The following is a 17972-nucleotide window of genomic DNA, read 5'->3' as shown; positions in this document are numbered from 1 at the left end:
CCCTGGTTCAAGGACCTCGCCTCGCGCCGCCGTGCAGCTGACCAACCGGGTGCAGGTGGCACTGCTCGTGCACGACGCCGCCGGTCATTAGTTATGTGGTTACAATAGTTGGGTGAACATAACTAATCGCGGGAGCAGACCCGGACTGATCCTGGTCATCTGCTGCCTGAGCATCCTGCTGGTCAGCCTCGACGTCACGATCGTCAACATCGCGCTGCCCGCGATCCGGTCCAGCCTGGGCGCGTCGTTCAGCGGCCTGCAGTGGACGATCGACAGCTACACGCTGGTGCTGGCCTCGCTGCTGATGCTGTCCGGCTCGCTCGGCGACCGGCTCGGTCGCCGGCGGATCTTCCAGGCCGGGCTGGCGCTGTTCACGCTCGGCTCGCTGCTCTGCGGCCTGGCGCCGACCCTCGGCTGGCTGATCGCGTTCCGGGTCCTGCAGGCCGCCGGCGGCTCGATGCTCAACCCGGTCGCCATGGCGATCGTCGTCAACACCTTCAGCGACCCGAGACAGCGCGCTCGCGCGATCGGGATCTGGGGCGGCGTCGTCGGGGTGAGCATGGCCCTCGGCCCGATCCTCGGCGGGACGCTGGTCGACCGGGTCGGCTGGCGCTCGATCTTCTGGGTCAACGTGCCGATCGGCGTGGCCGCGCTCGTCCTGACCCGGCTGTTCGTCCCGGAGTCGCGGGCCGCGGTCGCCCGCGCCGTCGACCCGATCGGGCAGGTCCTGGTCCTGCTCCTGCTCGGGACGCTGACCTACGCCATCATCGACGCGCCGCGGACCGGCTGGCTCGCGCCCGGCACGCTGGTGCTGTTCGGCGCCGCGGCGGCCGCCGCGGCCGGGCTCGCGGTCGCCGAACCGCGCCGCCGCGAGCCCCTGATCGACTTCAGGTTCTTCAGCTCGGTGCCGTTCACCGCCGCGACGCTGACCGCGGTGGCCGCGTTCGCCACGCTCGGCTCGTTCCTCTTCGTCAACACCCTCTACCTGCAGAATGTGCTGGGCTATTCGCCGGTCATGGCCGGGCTGCTCACGTTGCCGATGGCCGTGATGGCGGCCGTGTTCGCCCCGGTATCGGGCCGGCTGGTCGCGGCCCGGGGCGCTCGGCTGCCACTGGTCCTCGCCGGGACCTTCACCGCGGCCGGTGCGGCGCTGCTCATCCGGCTCGCGCCGACCACCTCCCACGCCCAGCTGTTGGTCGCGTATACCCTCATCGGCATGGGTTTCGGCCTGGTCAATGCACCGATCACGAATACGGCAACCTCCGGCATGCCGCGGGCCCGCGCCGGGGTGGCCTCGGCCACCGCGTCCACCAGCCGCCAGGTCGGCATCTCGCTGGGCGTGGCGGTCGGCGGTTCCCTGGTCGCCGGCGCGTCCGGCGCGCAGTTCACCGCCGACAGCCACGCGGTCTGGGCGCTGATCGTCGGCTGCGGCGTGGTGATCGCACTGCTGGGCCTGCTCTCCACGGGACGAGCGGCGGAGCGCACCGCGGCCCGCACCGGCCATCTGCTGGAGGCGGAGGTGCACGATGCCGAGCGTCGCGTCGCGGCCGCCTGAGACCCCCGCCGAGGTCTGGGCACAGATGCGGGAGTTCGTCGATCGTCACTCGCCCCGGCACCAGCTACGCGCCCAGCTCGGCGAGGGGCTGGGCAAGGGCCGAAAGAAGATCATGGTGCTGGTGCAGCTGGCGGCCGGCCCGCTGACCGCCGGGGAGATCGCCGAGGCGCACGGGATCGACCGTCCCTATGCGACCGCGATCATCGACCAGTTGGAGACCGACGGCCTGGCCGAGCGGACCACCGATCCCGCCGACCGCCGGCGCAAGCTGATCGCGCTCACCCCGAAGGGCCACGCCGCGGCCGTGACCGCGACGCAGATCATCCAGACGCCGCCGGCCGCCCTGGCCGAGCTGACCCGAGCCGAGCTGACCCAGCTCGGCGCAATCCTGGCCCGGCTCACCGCGGCCTGACCGTCGGCGGGGGTGTCATGGACACTGAGCGGATGACGAGCGTTGGTTCGGTGCGTGCCTTCGACGCCGACGAAGGCTGGGGAGTCATCGACGGCCCGGACGTGCCGGGCGGCTGTTGGGTGCACTTCTCGGCCATCGCCACGGCGGGATTTCGAGAGCTCCGGCCGGGGCAGCCGGTCCGCTTCCGCGCCGAAGCGGCGGACCAGGACGGATACGCCTATCGGGCGGTGCAGGTCTGGTCGGGCAACGCCGAGCCGCCGGATCCTCCACCGACCCACGACGACCGCTCCGGCGGATACCACAGCCGGCTGACTCTCACGGTCGATCCGCCCCCGTCGTCAGACGCGCCGGCCTAGCGCGAACACGTCGCGGTAGACCATCTTGCGGCGGCTCCAGACTCCCGCCGAGAACCCGGAGATCCGAACCCCGGCACGGTCAAGCAGCACGAATCCGGCGGTCATCGCCACGAAGTACGCCAGCAGGAGCCAACCGTCCCCCGGGACATGCGCAAGCTCGCAGACGATGTAGAGGACAAGGATCACGACCATCGCGCGAAGGGCCCACACACCGGCGCGGTAGGAAGGGTGTGAGCGGCTCGCCCGTAGCTGCTCGTCGTTGATCAACACGCGGCGAAGCATGGCATCCTCGAGTGCACGCCGTCGAGAGGCCGGTGCTTGCCTCGCTCGTCAGCCCGTCCATGCGGGCCGCCTCGCTATTGCGCCGGATGGGAAGGCTTACCGTCCTGGCGGGTGCGCAGCAGCCGGAGAACGCCGGATGTGGGGTGGTAGCCGAAAGCGTTCGTGGCGGCGCCGGAGTCGTAGACCCGGTCGATCCGCTCCGGCAGTGCCCAGCCCCGGGCGCGGAATGCCGCCGCGACCTCGGGAGCACGTTCGGCGATCACGCTTGCCGCGCCATGGTGCAGGGCGACGCAGTCGGCTTTGCGGAACGGATACCGCCCGGCGATGTTGAAGGTGCCGGCCACGGCGTCGTGCGCCACCACGGTCGCCGTTGCGGTCGCGACGTCGGCGAGGCGGACGGCCCGGTGCAGCAGCCGAGTGGCCAGCACGGGCAAGGGCTCGGGGAAGCACCGGGCGATGCGCAGCGCGGCGGAGGTGATCGGGCTGGACGCGACGAGCCGCTCGGCGGCCAGTTTCGTCTCGTCGTAGATGTCACGTGGCTGCGGCGGCAGTTCCTCGTCGACCCAGACCGCGCGATCGGTCGGTACCAGAGCACTCCCGTACACGCTGGTGCTGCTGATGTAGACGAAACGCCGCACGCCGGCCGCTTCCGCATCGTCGAGGAGGGCCGCGGTGGCGTCGACGTTGACCGCCCGGAACTCCGCGTCGTCGACGATCCCGACGTGGGGAGCATGCAGGGCCGCCGCGTGGACCACGACGTCGGCCGTCCGGAGCAGGGCGCGGCGCACGTACGCGTCCCGGAGGTCACCGACGATGCCGGTCCGCCGGCCCGGTGCACGGTCGACGCCGCGAACCTGCCAACCGGCGGCCTCGAGTGCTCCCGCGACGGCGTCGCCGACCCGGCCCGAGCTGCCCGTGACCGCGACGATCCGGGCCGGTGGCTCCGCGACCACGCTCTCGTGCACGAGTCATCCTTTCCACAGGCGGCGGTGGAACCCCGGCAGCCCGCAGGTTCGTGAGCAGGGCGATCGCACCGGTGGCGGCACTCAGGCCAACTCGGCGATCACCGCGCGGACCATGCGGCGGCCGTGCTCGGCCATCCGCGGGAAGGTGTGCCGGTAGTAGTCGATGCCGGTCAGCGAAGGGGCCAGCGCCCAGCCGCAGGCGCGGCGCCAGGTCGCGTCGTCGTAGCCGACGGCGTCGCGGTAGGCGTCGCGAGCCGCGCCGGTGAAGGTCCACAGCGCGGGAGCGACGTCCGGGGCGGGATCGCCGACGCCGGGCGCGCCGAAGTCGATGACCGCGGCCAGGCCGTTCCCGTTGGTGATCAGATTGCCGGGCTGCAGGTCGCCGTGGATCCATACCGGGTCCCGGTCCCAGTCGGGGGCGGCCAGGCAGGTGTTCCAGGCGGCCTCGGCGGCCGCGACATCGAACCCGTCGTCATGCTGGGCGAGGCGCGGCAACACCTGTCGTACGCCCTCGTCGGCGTGGATCAGGGCGGCGCCGCGGGCGCCCGGCGGCTTCGACGGGCCGCCGCCCGGATCGATGCGGTGCAGCGCGCGGACGAAGGCGGCCAGCTGGTGAGACAGCGGTACGTCATCGCAGCCCAGCCGCGCGGGCGTGTGGCCCGCGAACCAGGGCACCACAGTCCACCGCCACGGGTAGCCCGCGCCCGGCTCGCCGACGTGGAGCGGAACGGGGACTCGCGCCGGAAGGTGCGACGCGAGCACGGGGAGCCACCGCGCGTCGGAGCCGGCTCGGTCCACCGCCCAGGCGATCTTGGGCATGCGGGCGACCAGGGCGTCACCGACCCGGAAAAGGGCGTGGTCGGTGCCTTCCAGCTCCGCCGGCAGGGCGGTGACGGGGAGCTCGGACCATTGCGGGCACTGCTCCGCCAGCAGGTCGCGCACCTGCTCGACGGTGACCCGGACCTCGTCCTCATGCAGCGGCACGATCGGCACCGTAATGCGGGTCCGGCGGGCCGCGCCACCGGATTTGCCCGGTGCGTCGGCGATCTATCCTGCCGGGCAACGACACGGAAGGTGGCCACGATGGCTCGCACCCGGCTGTACCTCGTCCGCCACGGCGAACAGGAGGCCGACGGGTGGCTCTCGCCACTCGGCCGTGAGCAGGCCGATCGGCTGGGCCGGCGACTGCGGACGGTGCCCGTCTCGACGATTCATCACAGCCCGCTGACCAGGGCCGCCCAGACCGCCGAGATCGTCGCCGGCCATCTGCCCCGGGTGCCGCGACACGACTGCGACTTCGTCGCGGACCGAACGCCGGTGCCCTCTCCGGACCACCGCGACGCGTACCCGGATCGGTGGCTTCGCTGGCTGGACGACGTGCCGGCCGCCGAACGCGACGAGGACGCGACCGCGTTGCGGGCGGCCGTCGCGCACTTCGGCGTTGTCGGCGACGACGACCGGAACGAACTGCTGATCACGCACAACTTCGTCATCGGCTGGTTCGTCCGCCACGTGCTGGACGCCCCGCACTGGCGGTGGATCGGCCTCGACCTGGACAACTGCGCGATCAGCACCGTGCAGTGGGAAACCGGCCGACCCCCGGCGCTGATCAGCTTCAACGACACGGGACACCTGTAGCCGGTCCTGCGCCCGTCTCGTGGTGCGAGAAACCGCTTGGACGCGTGCGTGGGCGTCGGGGACAGTCGGGCCATGGACGACTCGATCACCGTACGTCATCGGTCTGCGGCTGAGATCGCGGAAGGGCTGCACCTCGTGCGGCGATCTCCCCGGGGCGTCGGCACCCTGGCACTGGCCGTACGCCGGCCGGCCGTCGATGCCCGTGAGGTGCTGTCCCGGGCCGAGCTGGACGCCGACGCGGGGCTGATCGGCGACAGCTGGAGCCGACGGCCCAGCTCGCGAACGGCCGACCGGTCACCGCACCCCGACATGCAGCTGAACGTGATCAACGCCCGTTTCATCGAACTGATCGCCGGTTCCGATCATGATGCCTGGGCGCTCGCCGGGGACCAGCTCTACATCGATCTCGACCTGAGCGTCGACGCCCTGCCGGCCGGATCCCGGCTGGCGATCGGCGACCGGGCTGTCATCGAGGTGACCGACCAGCCGCACACCGGCTGTGCCAAGTTCGCCGCCCGGTTCGGCCGCGATGCCCACCAGGCCGTCTGGACCGAGGAGGGGAAACGACTGCGACTGCGCGGCCTCAACGCCCGGGTGATCGTCGGCGCGACGATCGGAACGGGCGACACCGTGCGGCTGCTCCCCGCCGGGACGCCGGAGGGCCCGGCCGGCCTCTGACAGCGCCGGCCGGGCCCCGCTGTCAGCCGATCAGCGTGGCGCTGAATCGCGCAGCGGCGGCGTCGAACTCGACGACGCGTACGCGCAGCGTCGCGCCGACCGCGGCACTGCCGCCGCGGACGAGGCCTGGCACACCGGCATCGGACTCGACGAAGAGCCCGAACGGCTTGGCCGAGGTGACGACGACGTCGATCTCGTCGCCCGGCTTCAGGAGGGTTCCGGTCATGCGGCTCACCCCCTCTCGATACCTCAGGGTGAGTCGGACAGCGGCGCCGGCGCGGCCCCAGGTCGCCCTTTCGTCGCGGGGTCGTGCGGGCGCCGGGCTCTGCCCGGACGTCACGACTGCGAGGATACCGACCCGGACGCGCCGACCCGGCGACGGCGGAAATGCCCGAAATGGACCGTATCCTCGCAGGCGGGTTTGTCGCCGTCCGAGGAGTTGGCCGTGAAACGGATCTTGTCGTTCGTTCTTGTCGTCGTGGGGCTGGTCGGCGTGGCCGGACCGGCCGGGGCCGCCCCGCCGCCGTACGACAGCGGGACCATCCCGCTCACCGGTACCGGAACCGCGGGTACCGGCGGCTACTGCCCGTTCGACGTCCGCCTCGACTATGTCAGCCACGAAAAGACGACCAAGACCGCCGGGCCCGATGGCTCCACCCTGTTCCACTTCACCGGAAACGCGACCGCGACGGTGACCAACGTGAGCTCGGGCAAGACCCTTCACTACAACATCAGCGGGCCCGGGACGACCACGGTCTACCCGGACAACTCGGTCAGCGCGGACTACACCGGCCCGTTCCTGCTGTTCACCACGGTGGCGAACAGCTACTCCGGCGTTCCGCAGCTGGCGTACACCACCGGCCACGTGCAGTTCACCCTCACCCCGTCCGGAGTGACCACGAGCTACCACCGGGACGGCAACTCCACCGATGTTTGCGCGGCCCTGGCCTGACCGGTCGCCACGCGCCGCCCGGTGTCGGGCCGGCCGCGATCGGGCACCACCGTGCCATGACCGGATACGTGCTCGTGGGCGGTTGGCCCGCGTCCGGAAAGACCACGATCGCTCGTGCCCTGGCGTCCGGCCTCCGGCTCCCGTACCTCGCCAAGGACGAGGTCAAGGAGGCGCTGATGGACTCCCTGGGCGCCCCCGCGACCGTCGAACAGTCACGTCGCCTGGGTGCGGCGGCGGTGCACGCCGTTCTGCGGGTCGCGAAAGGATGTCCGGCCGCCGTCGTCGACAGCACCTGGTATCCGTACGCCCTGCCGTTGGTGCAGGCCCTTGGCGGTCCCTTCGTCGAGGTCCGGTGCAAGGTCGACGTGGCGGTCGCCCGCGAGCGCTATCGGCGCCGGGTCCGGGACGGGCGGCACCTGGACGACCTGCGCACCGAGGAGGAGCTCTGGGGGAGCGACGTCCCGCCGCTCGGGGTGGGACCGCTGGTGGAGGTCGACACCGCGCGGACGGTCGACACGGCCGCCCTGGCCGCGACCGTCCGCCGGGCGCTGACGCGACCGATCGTCACGCGCGGCGGATCGTGATGTCGCCGTAGGACGTGCGGGCGCGGACCTCGACGGTCTCGGCCGCCTCCTCCGGTCCGGTGGCATTTTCGAGCAGATTGCGTACGTGTCCGAAGCCCGTCTTCACCTCCAGCCACGCGGCGGTGCCCTCGGCGATGCCGACGTCCAGATCGCCCGCGGGGGTCACCAGCACGACCGAGCCGCGGACCACCGCACCGATCCGGATGGTGCCGTTGGAGGTCTTCGCGTCGACTCCGGCGCCGGCCCGCCCGACGGTGATGTCACCGTTGGCGTTGCGGACCCGCAGGTCACCGCCGGCCGACGAGACCGTGGTGGCGCCGTTGGAGTTCTTGATCGCCACGGTGCCGGCGACGCCGCCGAGCTCGATCCGGCCGCTGCCGGTCGACACGTCCGCGTTGCCGTCGATCTCGTCGGCGGTGATGTGCCCGGCGCCGGTCCTGAGCCGGCACTGCCCGAGCCGGCCGGTGGCCCGGATGTCCCCGGCGGCGATGTCGGCGCTCACCATTGAGCCGGCCGGCAGCTCGATGGTCACGTCGACCGCCCGGGTCTTGCGGGAGAAGTCGAACGTCCGCCTCGGCCCGATGATCCGCAGTTCGCCGTGCGCGAGCTCGACCCGCACCTGCCGGGCGGCCTGCACATCGGACTCGTCGGTGTCGTCGCCGGGCCGGACGTCGACGACGGTGTCGGCGCGCTCGCCCGCGGTTATCCGCACTTCCGCGACTCCGACCTCGAGCGTGACGGTGACGGATTCCGGCGTGTCGAAAGTAGGCACGATGATCCCCTCGTAGTGACTCGTCGGGTCGTTCCGCTGCTCAGCGGACCCAGCCGGTGAAGCCCTGCCGCGCCCGCCGGCCGCCGCGCGGCTCGGTGCTCGCGGCCGGCTGCCGCAGTCCGGCCGCGGCCGCCCGGACCAGCCAGGCGTTGACCGACCGGCCCTCCCGGGCGGCGGCCTCCTCGATCGCGGCCTTCAGATGCTCCGGCATGCGTACGTTGATCCGCGCCGCCGGCCCGTCCTCGGCGACCTGCAGCTCACCCTCGGCGGCGGGCTCCGGTGCCTCCGCGGCCGGCAGGCTGACCACGAAATCCGGGTCCCGCCCGCGCAGCCGCACCGCCACCGACCCCGGCGCCAGATCCTGCGTGATCTCGTCGGCCGCCGCCGACAACGCATCCAGCAACGTCATCCGGATCGCCGATTCGAGGGACCCGGTCAGGCGCTCGACCAGCGCACGCGCCTCCGGACCGCCCGCCTCGGCGAGGGTGGCGAACTCGCGGCCGAGGTTGTTCACGTACGACGTCAGGTCCATGGCACCACTATGGCACCAATATGATGCCAACAGCAAGTCGCCCTGGCTCAGCGCGATACGAGGTCGGACGTATGCCCGGGGGACGGCGGGGTATTCGCAGGTCATGCACCGGTACGGGGACGAGGTGGCGGCGGTCGCGCGTCCGCTGCGGGACCCGGGCGACCTGAACGTGCTGATCGACCGGGTGGGCGACGCGCGGGTGGTGCTGATCGGCGAGGCCAGCCACGGCACGCACGAGTTCTACGCGTGGCGGGCCGAGCTGACCGCCCGGCTGATCGAGGAGCGCGCCTTCTCGTTCGTCGCGGTCGAGGGCGACTGGCCGGACTGCGCGCGGGTCGACGCGGCGGTGCGCGGCGGGCCGGCGCCGCGGGAGGCGCTGCTCGCGTACGACCGCTGGCCGACCTGGATGTGGGCCAACGAGGAACTGGTCGACTTCGCCGAGTGGCTGCGCGGCCACAATGCCCGGCACCGGGCGGCCGTCGGCTTCCACGGGCTCGACGTGTACTCGCTGTGGGAGTCGCTGCGGGAGATCCTGGTCTGGCTGCGTGCGCACGATCCGGAGCTGGTGCCGGTGGCGCTGCGGGCGTACCACTGCCTCGAGCCCTACCACGAAGACCCCAGCGCCTACGCGTACGCGACCAGGTTCGTCCCGCACAGCTGCGAGGACCAGGTGGTACGCATGCTCGTCGAGCTCCGCGGCGCCGACTTCGAGGTGTGGCAGAACGCCGAGGTGGTGGCCGGCGCCGAGCACTACTACCGGGCGATGATGCAGGGCGGCGCCCGCTCCTGGAACGTCCGCGACCGGCACATGGACGCGACACTCGGCCGGCTGTTCGACCACTACGGGCCGGGCGCGCGGGCCGTCGTGTGGGCGCACAACACGCACGTGGGCGACGGGCGGGCCACCGAACAGTCCCTGCACGGCGAGGTGACGCTGGGGGAGCTGGCCCGCGAGCGGTTCGGCGCGGACAACGTCGTACTCGTCGGCCTGGGATCGCATCGGGGCACGGTGGTCGCCGGCCGCTCCTGGGGCGCGCCGATGGAGGTCATGGGTGTGCCGGCCGGGCGGCCCGGCTCGATCGAGGACGTGCTGCACGCGGTCGCGCCGCCGGCGGCGATGTTCGTGTTCCCGCCGCTGGGCGACCGGCCCGACCTGCTGGTCGACGCGGTGCCGCACCGGGCCATCGGGGTGGTCTATCGGCCGGAGCGCGACCACTGGGCGAACTACGTGCCGTCGGCGCTGGGCGACCGCTACGACGCGTTCCTGTGGGTGGACCGGACGCGGGCCCTGAGGCCGCTGCATCCGATGCACATCGACACCCGGGAGCCGGAGACCTATCCGAGCGGCGTCTGATTTCTCGGTGGCGCGGCAGCGGGACAATGGATCGGTGAACGACAAGGAGCCCGTCCTCACTAAACAGACGGCTCCGCCGCCCCCGCCGGACGACGGAACGCCGGTCGACGCCCAGCACCGTCATCTCGTCCAGGCGATGGAGCACCTGCTGCACCATCACCTCGCCGAGCACCTCAACGAGGTCGAGCACCGGATGGCCGGCCACCTGCGGGAGGCCGTCTCCACCGGGCACCGCCGCTTCGACCACGCGGTGGACGTCTGCACGCCCGCATGGCTGCGGCCCACCGCCGGTGAGCCCCGCTGGCCGGTCGCGATCGCGGTGATGGTGGCCATCGGGCTGCAGCTCAGCGTGCCCAGCCGGCTGGCGATCAAGCCACAGTGGCTGCTGCCGGTGCTGGAGGCCGCGATCCTGGCCCTGCTCATCGTGGCCAACCCGCGGCGGATCTCCACCAGGCACCGGTGGGTGCGCCCGCTCAGTCTGATCCTGGTCGGCCTGGCCACGCTGGCCAACGTCTACTCCGCGGCGCGCCTGGTCCTCAATCTGGTGCACGGCAAGGAGGGCGAGCGCGCCGGCCCGCTGCTGGTCATCGGGGGCGCGGTGTGGCTGACCAACGTGATCGTCTTCGCGCTGTGGTACTGGGAGTTCGACCGCGGCGGTCCCGCCGCCCGGGCCAACGCCACCAAGCGCTACCCGGACTTCCAGTTCACCCAGATGGCCATGTCCGACGACATTCACCTGGACTGGGAGCCGACCTTCGTCGACTACCTGTACCTGTCGTTCACCAACGCCACCGCGTTCAGCCCGACCGACACGGTGCCGATGACCCGCTGGGCCAAGCTGCTCATGCTGACCCAGTCGTGCGTGTCGCTCGCGACGGTGGCGCTGGTGATCGCCCGCGCGGTGAACATCCTGGCCTAGGTGCAGGGTGCTCATTTCCGCTCCAGGATCTCCTTGATCTCTTGGATCCCCCGCTCGACGCGGCCCCGCACCACATCGGCCATGGCGTGCGGGAGAACGTCGGTCAGCCAGACGAGGCGACTGCGATCGCCGTCCTCGAACACCTGAAACGCCGCGTGGTGATAGGTCAGCGGCAGTCGTTGCCCGTCGGTCACCGTGTACGCCATCCGGCGGATGTCGTGGTCGACGGCCAGAATGAGTTCGCGTACCTGGGTGCCGTCCGGCATGGTCAGGATGCGGACGTCCCCCTCGACCCGGGCGGCGGCCACCCGTCCCGGCAACAGCCGCCGGTGTACCGCACCGACGTCGGCGACCGCGTCCCACACCTGGCGCGCCGGAGCCTCGATGAACGCCTCGACGCTGACTGTGGCCATCGGTGACACATCCCTCTTCGAGCGGCGGTAGGTCGGCGGGCAGCCTATCGGCCTAGGAGGGCTTCAGGTAGCTGCCGACCAGGGCGAGCCACTCCGGCTTGACGATCCAGGCGTTCCGGTCGTGCGGGTCGGTGTAGTAGATGCCGTGTTCGCCGGGGTTGCTGCCGTCGATCCGATAGGTCCACCACGACCAGCCGACCCCGGCGGAGTTCAGGGCGGCCAGCACGGTCCGGGCCTTCGCCTCGCTGTCCGGTTTGCCGCTGGGGATGCCCACCTGGTTGATGTAGACCGGCGCGTCGAACTGCTGCTCGAAGCGGGTGATGTCGGGGAGCCGGGCCAGCGGCTGGTCGAAGATGAAGTAGTCGCCGGTGTAGATGACGTTCCGGTCGACCGTGGTGTGCGCCGCGGTCAGCCGCCTCAGGTCGTAGCTGTGGTTCGGCCCGACGACGAACGGCGTGCGCGGGTCGATCCGGCGCAGCACCGGGATGATCGCGTCGTAGAACTGGCGGACCTGCGCGTCGCTGACGCCGGGCGCTTGCGGTTCCGGCAGGATCTCGAAGGCGCCGATGTACGGGGTGTGCGCGTACCGCGCGACCAGGAACTGCCACACCTCGACGAACTTCTGCCGCATCGCCGGGTCGGTCCAGAAGTTGTCCTGGGCGTCGCCGGCGCCCTGGCCGTTGTTGGAATCCACGAAGAGGATCACCCACAGGTGACGACCGGTGGCCCAGCCGACGGTCCTGTCCAGCTGCGCGAGGTGGGCCGGGTCGATGTGCCCGGGTGCCGCGTCGTCCCGGCTGTCCACATTGTTCTTCCAGTCGCCCCACCAGCGCAGCGGCAGGCGGACGGAGTTGGCGCCCTGGGCGGCGTTGTCGGCGGCGTCCTGCGGCTGCGCCGTGCCCCACTGCCCCCAGTTGTAGCCGCGCAGCACGATCGGTTGCCCGCCGGGCTGAAGGATCCTCGACCCGGACACCGACAGCCGCCCCGGCGCACCGGTCGGCGGGGGCGCCGATCCGGTCGAGCCCGTGGGGCCGGTGGAGGCGGTGGGGCCGGTGGAACCCGTCGATCCGGTGGAGCCCGTCGGACCGGCCGACCCGGCCGCGGCGACCGGGTGCCGGGCGAGCGGCCCGCACCCGGCGGTCGTCACCATCGCCGCCACCGCCACCAGCACGGTCCATCTGCGTCGCATCGACTCGCCCTCCCCGGTCGGCCGTCGGGGCAGGTGTTGCCCCGACGGCCACCCTGGCGAGCCATGGTCCAGGCCCGGTTCGGGATGTGTTCGGAGGTTGTCAGGAGTCGCGGTCTCCTACCTGAGCGGCACGTCCAGGTAGGAGCCGCCGGCGATGGTGATGGTCCGGCCGGGGGCGTTGGCGTCGTAGTAGAGGGGATCGACCGTGTCCACGACCAGGGTCAGGGAATGGCCGGCCGGGACGTCGTAGGCCGTCGCGGTCAGGTCGAGGTCGACCGTCCGGCTGCCCGCGGCGCCGGAGATCCAGGTGGTGGGCGCGTGCGTGATCAGGGTGGCGCCGCCGAGGTTGTCCAGGTCGTAGAGGTACGCCACGAGCGAGCCGGTGGCGGCCGTGCCGGTGAGGCTCAGATGCAGCCGGGGAATGCCGCGGATCTGCACCGGCGAGGACGGTCTCGTCGAGGCCCACACGCCGGCCCGGAAGCGGTCGACCGCGGGCAACCAGATCGTGGGCCGCAGGCCGGTGAAGGCGGCCACGCCGTTGGTCAGCAGCACCACCCCGCCGTCCGCGACCGTGTCGAGGTCGGTGGGCACCGCCCGGGACCAGCCGGTGGCCGGGGCGCCGCCCAGCAGCCCGGTCTGGTCGAGCCAGCGGATCCCGCCGAGGCCGTATCGGCGGACGCTGCTGTTCTGGGCGGCCCATGACCCGTACGTCTCGATCCGGTTGTTGGTGGTCAGCTGGACCTGGCCGGGCGGGGTGCCGCCGGCGTCACCGCGCAGGTAGCGGTCGAACCAGCCGTGCACGCTGCTCCACACCGCGTTGGGCAGCCCGGCCAGGCCGGTGAGCTCGGCGATCGCATGGTCACCGGGGCGCAGTTCGAGGCGTTTCGGGGTGGTCAGCCGCGCGTAGAAGTCGGCCAGCTGGTTGGGCGGGAAGAACGAGTCGCCCCACGCGTTGGCGATCAGCACGGCCGGGTCGTTCGCGTTGATCCGGTCGAGGTAGGTCGCGGCGGATCGTACCCGGGCCCAGGCCATCACCTCGGCGATGTTGCGGTTCGCGGTGAAGTCGGCCAGCTTGCCGTTCAGATCGGGGCCGGGGTTGCCGACCAGCTGCGCGGCCAGGCCGAGCAGGCCGGACGACTGCAGGTGCCGGGTCTGGTCGCCGTAGAGCGAGTAGACCAGGTCGGTCCAGCCGCTGAGCACGGCGACCGCGCGGATCCGCCTGTCGAAGGCCGAGCCGAGCAGGCTGAGGCCGGCGCCGTAGGAGACGCCGCCGGCGCCGATCCGGGTGGGGTCGGTGGCGGTGTTCGCGATGGTCCAGTCGATGACCTTCGACAGGTCGGCCATGTCCTTGGGGCCGGCCGTGTCGATCTCGCCGCCGGAGGACCACCAACCCCTCGGCGTGTACGAGACGACCACGTACCCGTCGGCGGCCAGGCTCTCGGCCTGCGCGAGGTACTCCAGATCGTTGAGCCCCCAGCTGGCCGGGAAGATCACGGCGGGGTGGCTGCCGCCGGTGGCCGGGGCCACGACATTGGCCTTGAGCGTCACGCCGTCGCCGGGGAGATCGACGAAGCGGACCGTGGGTGAGGCGGCCGCGGCCGGGCCGCCGCCGAGGAGAACCGTTGCGGCGAGGGTGGACACCAGGCCGGCGAGCACGGTCGAGCGTCGTGGGGCCATGCGCACTCCTGAATGCCGAAGCGCGAGGCGGCGCCTGGGTGGCGGGCGTCGCCTCGCGCTGGGGGTGAGCAGGGCCGGAGCGCTCCGGTGCCAGAACCTTACGAACCGGTTCCGAGAAATTGAACTTCATGACATTATCGTTACTGGCCAGTAATGTAGGTCACTTCGAGGAGGCCGCGGTGCTCTACGGTGCCCAACCGGCCCGCCGCCGGGATGCGCTGCGCAATCGCACGGCGATCCTGCGGGCCGCGTGCGAGGTGATGACCAGTCAGCGTCCGGTGGTGGGCATGCCGGAGATCGCCCGGCGGGCCGGGATCGGGCAGGCCACGCTGTACCGGCACTTCCCGGACCGGTCGGCGCTCGCCGCCGGCGTGATGGGGTATCTGATCGACCAGCTCGAGCGGTGCGTGGCGGCCGGGCGGGAGCAGCCGGCCACCTTCGGCACGGCGTTGCACGAGATCCTGCGGATCCAGGTGACGATGCGCCCGCTGGTGCAACTGGCCCGGCGGTTCGACGCGGCGACCCGCCGGCGCTTCCGGCGCCGGGTGACCGCGCTGCTGGCCGACCCGCTGCGGTTCGCGCAGGAGGCCGGGTGGGTGCGCGCCGACCTGGTTCCGGGTGATCTCATGCTGCTGTTCGGCATGGTCGAGGGGGTGGTGGAGAGCGCCGCCGACGCGGACCAGGCGGTCGTCGCGGCCGGCCGGTCAATCGATCTGGCCCTGGGCGGCGTTTTCCGACCGGTTTCGGCTTCTTCCGAGGCGGGCCTGCCGATTGGTAAGCTCTGATGTTCGCAGAATAAGGTGGAATGTCGATGAGCTCGCCCGAAGCCGCTGTCCCCTCCTCTGAGCCCACCGTTGTTCCCGCACCGCCTGATCCGGCCCCGGCCGTTCCCGCGCCGCCCGATCCGGCTCCGACCGAGGAGCCGGTGGCCGAGGTCGTGGCCGAGCCGGCCGTCGCGGAGCCGCTGGTCGATGCCGCGCCCGAGCCGGTGGTCGACGCCGAGCCGGTGGTCGGCGGCGTGCCCGAGCCGGCCGACGCCGAGCCGGTGGTCGACGGCGTGCCCGAGCCGGCCGACGCCGAGCCGGTGGTCGACGCCGCACCGGTGGTCGACGCCGCACCGGCGGTCGATCCTGCGCAGGCGCGGCGCGAGGAGGCGTGGCAGCGGATCGAGGCGATCAAGCAGGAGGACGGGTTCGTCAAGGGCCCGGTCACCGAGGTCGTCAAGGGCGGCCTGATCCTCGACATCGGCGTGCGCGGCTTCCTGCCCGCCTCGCTGGTCGAGATGCGCCGGGTGCGCGACCTCGCGCCGTACGTGGGCCGCGAGCTCGAGGCGAAAATCATCGAGCTGGACAAGAACCGCAACAACGTGGTGTTGTCCCGCCGCGCGTACCTCGAGCAGAACCGCACCGCGATCCGCGGCGACCTGCTCGCCCGGCTGCAGAAGGGGCAGGTCCGCAAGGGCATCGTCTCCAGCGTGGTGAACTTCGGCGCGTTCGTCGACCTCGGCGGCGTGGACGGCCTGGTGCACGTCTCCGAGCTGTCCTGGCGGCACATCGACCACCCGTCCGACGTGGTGCAGGTCGGGCAGGAGGTCGAGGTCGAGGTGCTCGACGTCGACATCGCCAAGAAGCGGGTCTCGCTGTCGCTGAAGGCGACGCAGGAGGACCCGTGGCGGCAGTTCGCCCGCACCCACGTGATCAACCAGATCGTCCCCGGCGTCGTCACCAAGCTGGTCCCGTTCGGCGCGTTCGTCCGGGTCGCCGACGGCATCGAGGGGCTCGTGCACATCAGCGAGCTGGCCGAGGGGCACGTCGAGCGGCCCGAGCAGATCGTCGGCGTCGGCGACGAGGTGCTGGCCAAGCTCACCGACATCGACCTCGAGCGGCGGCGCATCTCGCTGTCCCTCAAGCAGGCCAACGAGATCTTCGTCGAGGGCGAGGAGCACTTCGACCCCACGCTGTACGGGATGAGCGCCACCTACGACGCCGAGGGCAACTACATCTACCCGGAGGGCTTCGACCCGGAGACCGGCGAGTGGCTGGAGGGCTTCGAGGCGCAGCGGGAGACCTGGGAACGGGAGTACGCCGAGGCGCACGACCGGTGGGAGGCGCACGGCAGGCAGGTCCTGGCCAGCCGGTCCGCCGGTCAGTGACCGCCGGCGAACGCGGTGATCCGGTCGAGGCCGGGGGAGTAGCCCTCGGTCGTGTCCACGATCAGGGTGGGCGCGGGTGAGTCGATCGGCACCCAATCGGCGATGCTGATCGGCTTGCCGGGGTGGGCGGCCCGGCGTACCACCCGCTGCCGGGTGCTCACGCAGCGCAGGATCCGGGTCGGGCCCAGGCCCAGCAGCGGCCGCCAGTTGTGGTCCTGGAACGCCGCTTCCGCGATCAGCGTGACGCCGGCCGCCGTCAGGGCGGTGACCGTGTCGAGAAACAGGCGATAGGTCAGGGCGAACCGGTCGTCGGGCGTGCCGGCCAGCACCAGACCCTCGCGGATCTCGTCCCGGCTGACCACCGGGCAGCCGAGGGCGCCGCGGAGGGCGTGCGCGAGGGTGCTCTTGCCGGTCCCGGGCGCCCCGCTAACGATGATCAGCATCGCTGGCCCGTACCCCGGCGACCTCCGGCGCCCGGAACGCCGCCCCGCCGGCCAGGAACGCCGCCAGGAACGAGCCGGTGATGGCGAGCGTGTCCGGGTTGCCCAGCGGCAGCACCGCCCGCACCGGCGCCGCCAGCCAGTACGCCGCGTAGTCGGTGAAGTCGAAATGCTCCGCACCGTCGATCGTGTACGACCACGCCGCCGTCCCGCTCGCCGCCAGCAGCGACCGCGTCGACGCGTCCCGGTCGGCCCCGTTCCGGCCCGAGCTCAGGATCAGCAGCGGCCGCCGCAGCCCCTCGGTGACCACCGGACCGTACGGCGTCCCGTCGAGATCCACCGCGCCGGTGCAGGCCGGGTCCTGCCGGCAGGCCTCCAGCGCCGCCGCCCCGCCGAACGAGTGCCCGACGTACGCCACCTTCCGCCGGTCGACGTGCGCCCCGAGCAGCACCCCGACCTGGTAGGCCGCGAACCGCGCGTCGGCCGCCCACACCGCGGCGAGCCCGCTGCCGCGCGGACCGGCCAGGTCGGACGGGTCGCCGGCCGCGGTCGCCGGCACCGCGTGGCCGCCGAGCACCGACAGGTTGGCGCTGTAGGTCGGCGTCACGCCCGCGACGACGTAGCCGTGGCCGGCGAGCCCGGCCGCGATCGCCTGGTACTGCGGTGCCGAGAACCCCAGCCCCGGCATCAGCACGACCAGCGGGAAGGACCCGGCGGCAAAGGGCACGTTCGCGTACGCGCCGGTGCGCACCCGGTCGAGCGCGGTCTGCCCCCACCAGAACTTTCGCAGTCCCGCCCAGGCGCCGGGCGCGTAGCCGGCCGGCCGCCCGGTGGACGCCGCCGGATACCACAACCAGACCGACAGCACCCGCGGGTTGCCGCCGCGCGGCGCCAGTTCGTCGGTCCGGGACCGGTCGACGATCTCCTGCTCGCCGCGGCCGACCGGGTACGGGCCGGCGGGCGCGACCGACACCGCGTGCCGCGATCGGTGGCCCAGGAACCCGGCGTACCCGCCGAGGAGAAGGACCACGACGGTCGCCGCGGCCGCAACGACGCGCTTGAACTTCACGGAGCCATTTTGCCGCCCTCCCAGGAGCCCGTC

Annotated in this window: 22 protein-coding genes; 11 read left to right on the top strand and 11 right to left on the bottom strand. The window is 72.1% G+C overall.

The window, feature by feature from the left end; genetic code table 11:
• The first annotated feature begins 112 nt into the window (after positions 1-112).
• From ODJ79_RS02830 to ODJ79_RS47095, 3 genes are read left to right on the top strand one after another with little or no spacing between them, the layout of a single operon-like run.
• The gene (locus ODJ79_RS02830; protein WP_263021697.1) at positions 113-1555 is read left to right on the top strand and encodes an MFS transporter; all 1443 of its coding nucleotides are present in this window, start codon (positions 113-115) and stop codon (positions 1553-1555) included.
• Positions 1527-1967 carry a MarR family winged helix-turn-helix transcriptional regulator gene (locus ODJ79_RS46970; protein ID WP_317620628.1) on the top strand — a complete coding sequence of 147 codons (441 nt, stop codon included), beginning with the start codon at positions 1527-1529 and terminating at the stop codon, positions 1965-1967. The genes ODJ79_RS02830 and ODJ79_RS46970 overlap by 29 nt, the downstream gene beginning before the upstream one ends.
• A 32-nt stretch (positions 1968-1999) precedes the next feature.
• Positions 2000-2323 (top strand): cold-shock protein, encoded by a 324-nt coding sequence (locus ODJ79_RS47095; RefSeq protein ID WP_411267250.1) that lies wholly within the window; start codon positions 2000-2002, stop codon positions 2321-2323.
• Here ODJ79_RS47095 and ODJ79_RS02815 read toward each other — a convergent pair.
• From ODJ79_RS02815 to ODJ79_RS02805, 3 genes are all read right to left on the bottom strand, one after another.
• Positions 2306-2593 (bottom strand): hypothetical protein, encoded by a 288-nt coding sequence (locus tag ODJ79_RS02815; protein WP_263021696.1) that lies wholly within the window; start codon positions 2591-2593, stop codon positions 2306-2308. The two genes, ODJ79_RS47095 and ODJ79_RS02815, sit on opposite strands and share 18 nt — an antisense overlap.
• A gap of 86 nt (positions 2594-2679) precedes the next feature.
• Positions 2680-3570 carry an NAD-dependent epimerase/dehydratase family protein gene (locus tag ODJ79_RS02810; RefSeq protein ID WP_263021695.1) on the bottom strand — a complete coding sequence of 297 codons (891 nt, stop codon included), beginning with the start codon at positions 3568-3570 and terminating at the stop codon, positions 2680-2682.
• 81 nt (positions 3571-3651) lie between these two features.
• Positions 3652-4554, bottom strand: coding sequence for an aminoglycoside phosphotransferase family protein (locus tag ODJ79_RS02805; RefSeq protein ID WP_263021694.1), 903 nt, complete (start codon positions 4552-4554; stop codon positions 3652-3654).
• A 99-nt stretch (positions 4555-4653) separates the two neighbouring features.
• Here ODJ79_RS02805 and ODJ79_RS02800 point away from each other — a divergent pair, with 99 nt between their 5' ends.
• Together ODJ79_RS02800 and ODJ79_RS02795 are read left to right on the top strand one after the other, a co-directional pair.
• The gene (locus ODJ79_RS02800; protein WP_263021693.1) at positions 4654-5208 is read left to right on the top strand and encodes a histidine phosphatase family protein; all 555 of its coding nucleotides are present in this window, start codon (positions 4654-4656) and stop codon (positions 5206-5208) included.
• 72 nt (positions 5209-5280) lie between these two features.
• Positions 5281-5886: an MOSC domain-containing protein gene (locus ODJ79_RS02795; protein WP_263021692.1), complete on the top strand. Its 606-nt coding sequence runs from the start codon at positions 5281-5283 to the stop codon at positions 5884-5886.
• Between the two features lie 22 nt (positions 5887-5908).
• Here the strand turns inward: ODJ79_RS02795 and ODJ79_RS02790 are convergent, their stop codons facing one another.
• A complete protein-coding gene (locus ODJ79_RS02790; RefSeq protein WP_263021691.1) occupies positions 5909-6112 on the bottom strand; it encodes a hypothetical protein in 204 nt (67 codons plus the stop codon).
• Positions 6113-6331: 219 nt separating this feature from the next.
• Between ODJ79_RS02790 and ODJ79_RS02785 the strand changes: the two genes are divergently transcribed.
• Complete coding sequence (locus ODJ79_RS02785; RefSeq protein ID WP_263021690.1) at positions 6332-6838, top strand: hypothetical protein; 507 nt, start codon at positions 6332-6334, stop codon at positions 6836-6838.
• A gap of 56 nt (positions 6839-6894) precedes the next feature.
• Entirely contained in the window at positions 6895-7422 is a 528-nt protein-coding gene (locus ODJ79_RS02780) for an AAA family ATPase (protein WP_263021689.1), read from the top strand.
• On the opposite strand, the gene ODJ79_RS02775 is transcribed toward ODJ79_RS02780, so the two are convergent.
• Positions 7403-8194, bottom strand: a complete 792-nt coding sequence (locus tag ODJ79_RS02775) for a DUF4097 family beta strand repeat-containing protein (protein ID WP_263021688.1) — start codon at positions 8192-8194, stop codon at positions 7403-7405. The genes ODJ79_RS02780 and ODJ79_RS02775 overlap by 20 nt on opposite strands.
• Before the next feature lie 40 nt (positions 8195-8234).
• On the bottom strand, positions 8235-8726 hold the full coding sequence (locus ODJ79_RS02770; RefSeq protein ID WP_263021687.1) for an Arc family DNA-binding protein: 492 nt from the start codon (positions 8724-8726) through the stop codon (positions 8235-8237).
• Between the two features lie 103 nt (positions 8727-8829).
• On the opposite strand from ODJ79_RS02770, the gene ODJ79_RS02765 reads away from it, so the two are divergent.
• Entirely contained in the window at positions 8830-10080 is a 1251-nt protein-coding gene (locus ODJ79_RS02765) for an erythromycin esterase family protein (protein ID WP_263021686.1), read from the top strand.
• A 34-nt stretch (positions 10081-10114) separates the two neighbouring features.
• On the top strand, positions 10115-10999 hold the full coding sequence (locus ODJ79_RS02760) for a DUF1345 domain-containing protein (protein ID WP_263021685.1): 885 nt from the start codon (positions 10115-10117) through the stop codon (positions 10997-10999).
• A gap of 11 nt (positions 11000-11010) precedes the next feature.
• Here the strand turns inward: ODJ79_RS02760 and ODJ79_RS02755 are convergent, their stop codons facing one another.
• The 3 genes from ODJ79_RS02755 to ODJ79_RS02745 form a co-directional block, all read right to left on the bottom strand.
• Positions 11011-11412, bottom strand: a complete 402-nt coding sequence (locus tag ODJ79_RS02755) for an SRPBCC family protein (protein WP_263021684.1) — start codon at positions 11410-11412, stop codon at positions 11011-11013.
• Positions 11413-11464: 52 nt separating this feature from the next.
• A complete protein-coding gene (locus tag ODJ79_RS02750) occupies positions 11465-12601 on the bottom strand; it encodes a glycoside hydrolase family 5 protein (protein ID WP_263021683.1) in 1137 nt (378 codons plus the stop codon).
• 117 nt (positions 12602-12718) lie between these two features.
• On the bottom strand, positions 12719-14278 hold the full coding sequence (locus ODJ79_RS02745) for a CocE/NonD family hydrolase (RefSeq protein ID WP_263021682.1): 1560 nt from the start codon (positions 14276-14278) through the stop codon (positions 12719-12721).
• A 128-nt stretch (positions 14279-14406) separates the two neighbouring features.
• On the opposite strand from ODJ79_RS02745, the gene ODJ79_RS02740 reads away from it, so the two are divergent.
• A complete protein-coding gene (locus tag ODJ79_RS02740; protein WP_263021681.1) occupies positions 14407-15063 on the top strand; it encodes a TetR/AcrR family transcriptional regulator in 657 nt (218 codons plus the stop codon).
• A 26-nt stretch (positions 15064-15089) separates the two neighbouring features.
• Positions 15090-16430 (top strand): S1 RNA-binding domain-containing protein, encoded by a 1341-nt coding sequence (locus ODJ79_RS02735; RefSeq protein ID WP_317620627.1) that lies wholly within the window; start codon positions 15090-15092, stop codon positions 16428-16430.
• Here the strand turns inward: ODJ79_RS02735 and ODJ79_RS02730 are convergent.
• Entirely contained in the window at positions 16424-16873 is a 450-nt protein-coding gene (locus ODJ79_RS02730) for an AAA family ATPase (RefSeq protein WP_263021680.1), read from the bottom strand. The genes ODJ79_RS02735 and ODJ79_RS02730 overlap by 7 nt on opposite strands.
• Complete coding sequence (locus ODJ79_RS02725; protein WP_263021679.1) at positions 16857-17939, bottom strand: hypothetical protein; 1083 nt, start codon at positions 17937-17939, stop codon at positions 16857-16859. The genes ODJ79_RS02730 and ODJ79_RS02725 overlap by 17 nt, the downstream gene beginning before the upstream one ends.
• Positions 17940-17972 lie beyond the last annotated feature (33 nt).

Origin of the sequence: Actinoplanes sp. KI2, from assembly GCF_025630775.1 — a bacterium.
Taxonomy (GTDB): Bacteria; Actinomycetota; Actinomycetes; order Mycobacteriales; family Micromonosporaceae; genus Actinoplanes.
The sequence above is the reverse complement of the archived record's forward strand: the minus strand, read 5'-3'. Positions and strand labels throughout refer to the sequence as shown.

Coding starts and splice junctions, on each gene's coding strand:
- ODJ79_RS02730 (WP_263021680.1), bottom strand. CDS start 16,873: ATGCTGATCATCGTTAGCGGGGCGCCCGGGACCGGCAAGAGCACCCTC.
- ODJ79_RS02750 (WP_263021683.1), bottom strand. CDS start 12,601: ATGCGACGCAGATGGACCGTGCTGGTGGCGGTGGCGGCGATGGTGACG.
- ODJ79_RS02780 (WP_263021689.1), top strand. CDS start 6,895: ATGACCGGATACGTGCTCGTGGGCGGTTGGCCCGCGTCCGGAAAGACC.
- ODJ79_RS02740 (WP_263021681.1), top strand. CDS start 14,407: ATGACATTATCGTTACTGGCCAGTAATGTAGGTCACTTCGAGGAGGCC.
- ODJ79_RS02795 (WP_263021692.1), top strand. CDS start 5,281: ATGGACGACTCGATCACCGTACGTCATCGGTCTGCGGCTGAGATCGCG.
- ODJ79_RS02735 (WP_317620627.1), top strand. CDS start 15,090: ATGAGCTCGCCCGAAGCCGCTGTCCCCTCCTCTGAGCCCACCGTTGTT.
- ODJ79_RS02800 (WP_263021693.1), top strand. CDS start 4,654: ATGGCTCGCACCCGGCTGTACCTCGTCCGCCACGGCGAACAGGAGGCC.
- ODJ79_RS02745 (WP_263021682.1), bottom strand. CDS start 14,278: ATGGCCCCACGACGCTCGACCGTGCTCGCCGGCCTGGTGTCCACCCTC.
- ODJ79_RS02755 (WP_263021684.1), bottom strand. CDS start 11,412: ATGGCCACAGTCAGCGTCGAGGCGTTCATCGAGGCTCCGGCGCGCCAG.
- ODJ79_RS02790 (WP_263021691.1), bottom strand. CDS start 6,112: ATGACCGGAACCCTCCTGAAGCCGGGCGACGAGATCGACGTCGTCGTC.
- ODJ79_RS02765 (WP_263021686.1), top strand. CDS start 8,830: ATGCACCGGTACGGGGACGAGGTGGCGGCGGTCGCGCGTCCGCTGCGG.
- ODJ79_RS02770 (WP_263021687.1), bottom strand. CDS start 8,726: ATGGACCTGACGTCGTACGTGAACAACCTCGGCCGCGAGTTCGCCACC.
- ODJ79_RS46970 (WP_317620628.1), top strand. CDS start 1,527: ATGCCGAGCGTCGCGTCGCGGCCGCCTGAGACCCCCGCCGAGGTCTGG.
- ODJ79_RS47095 (WP_411267250.1), top strand. CDS start 2,000: ATGACGAGCGTTGGTTCGGTGCGTGCCTTCGACGCCGACGAAGGCTGG.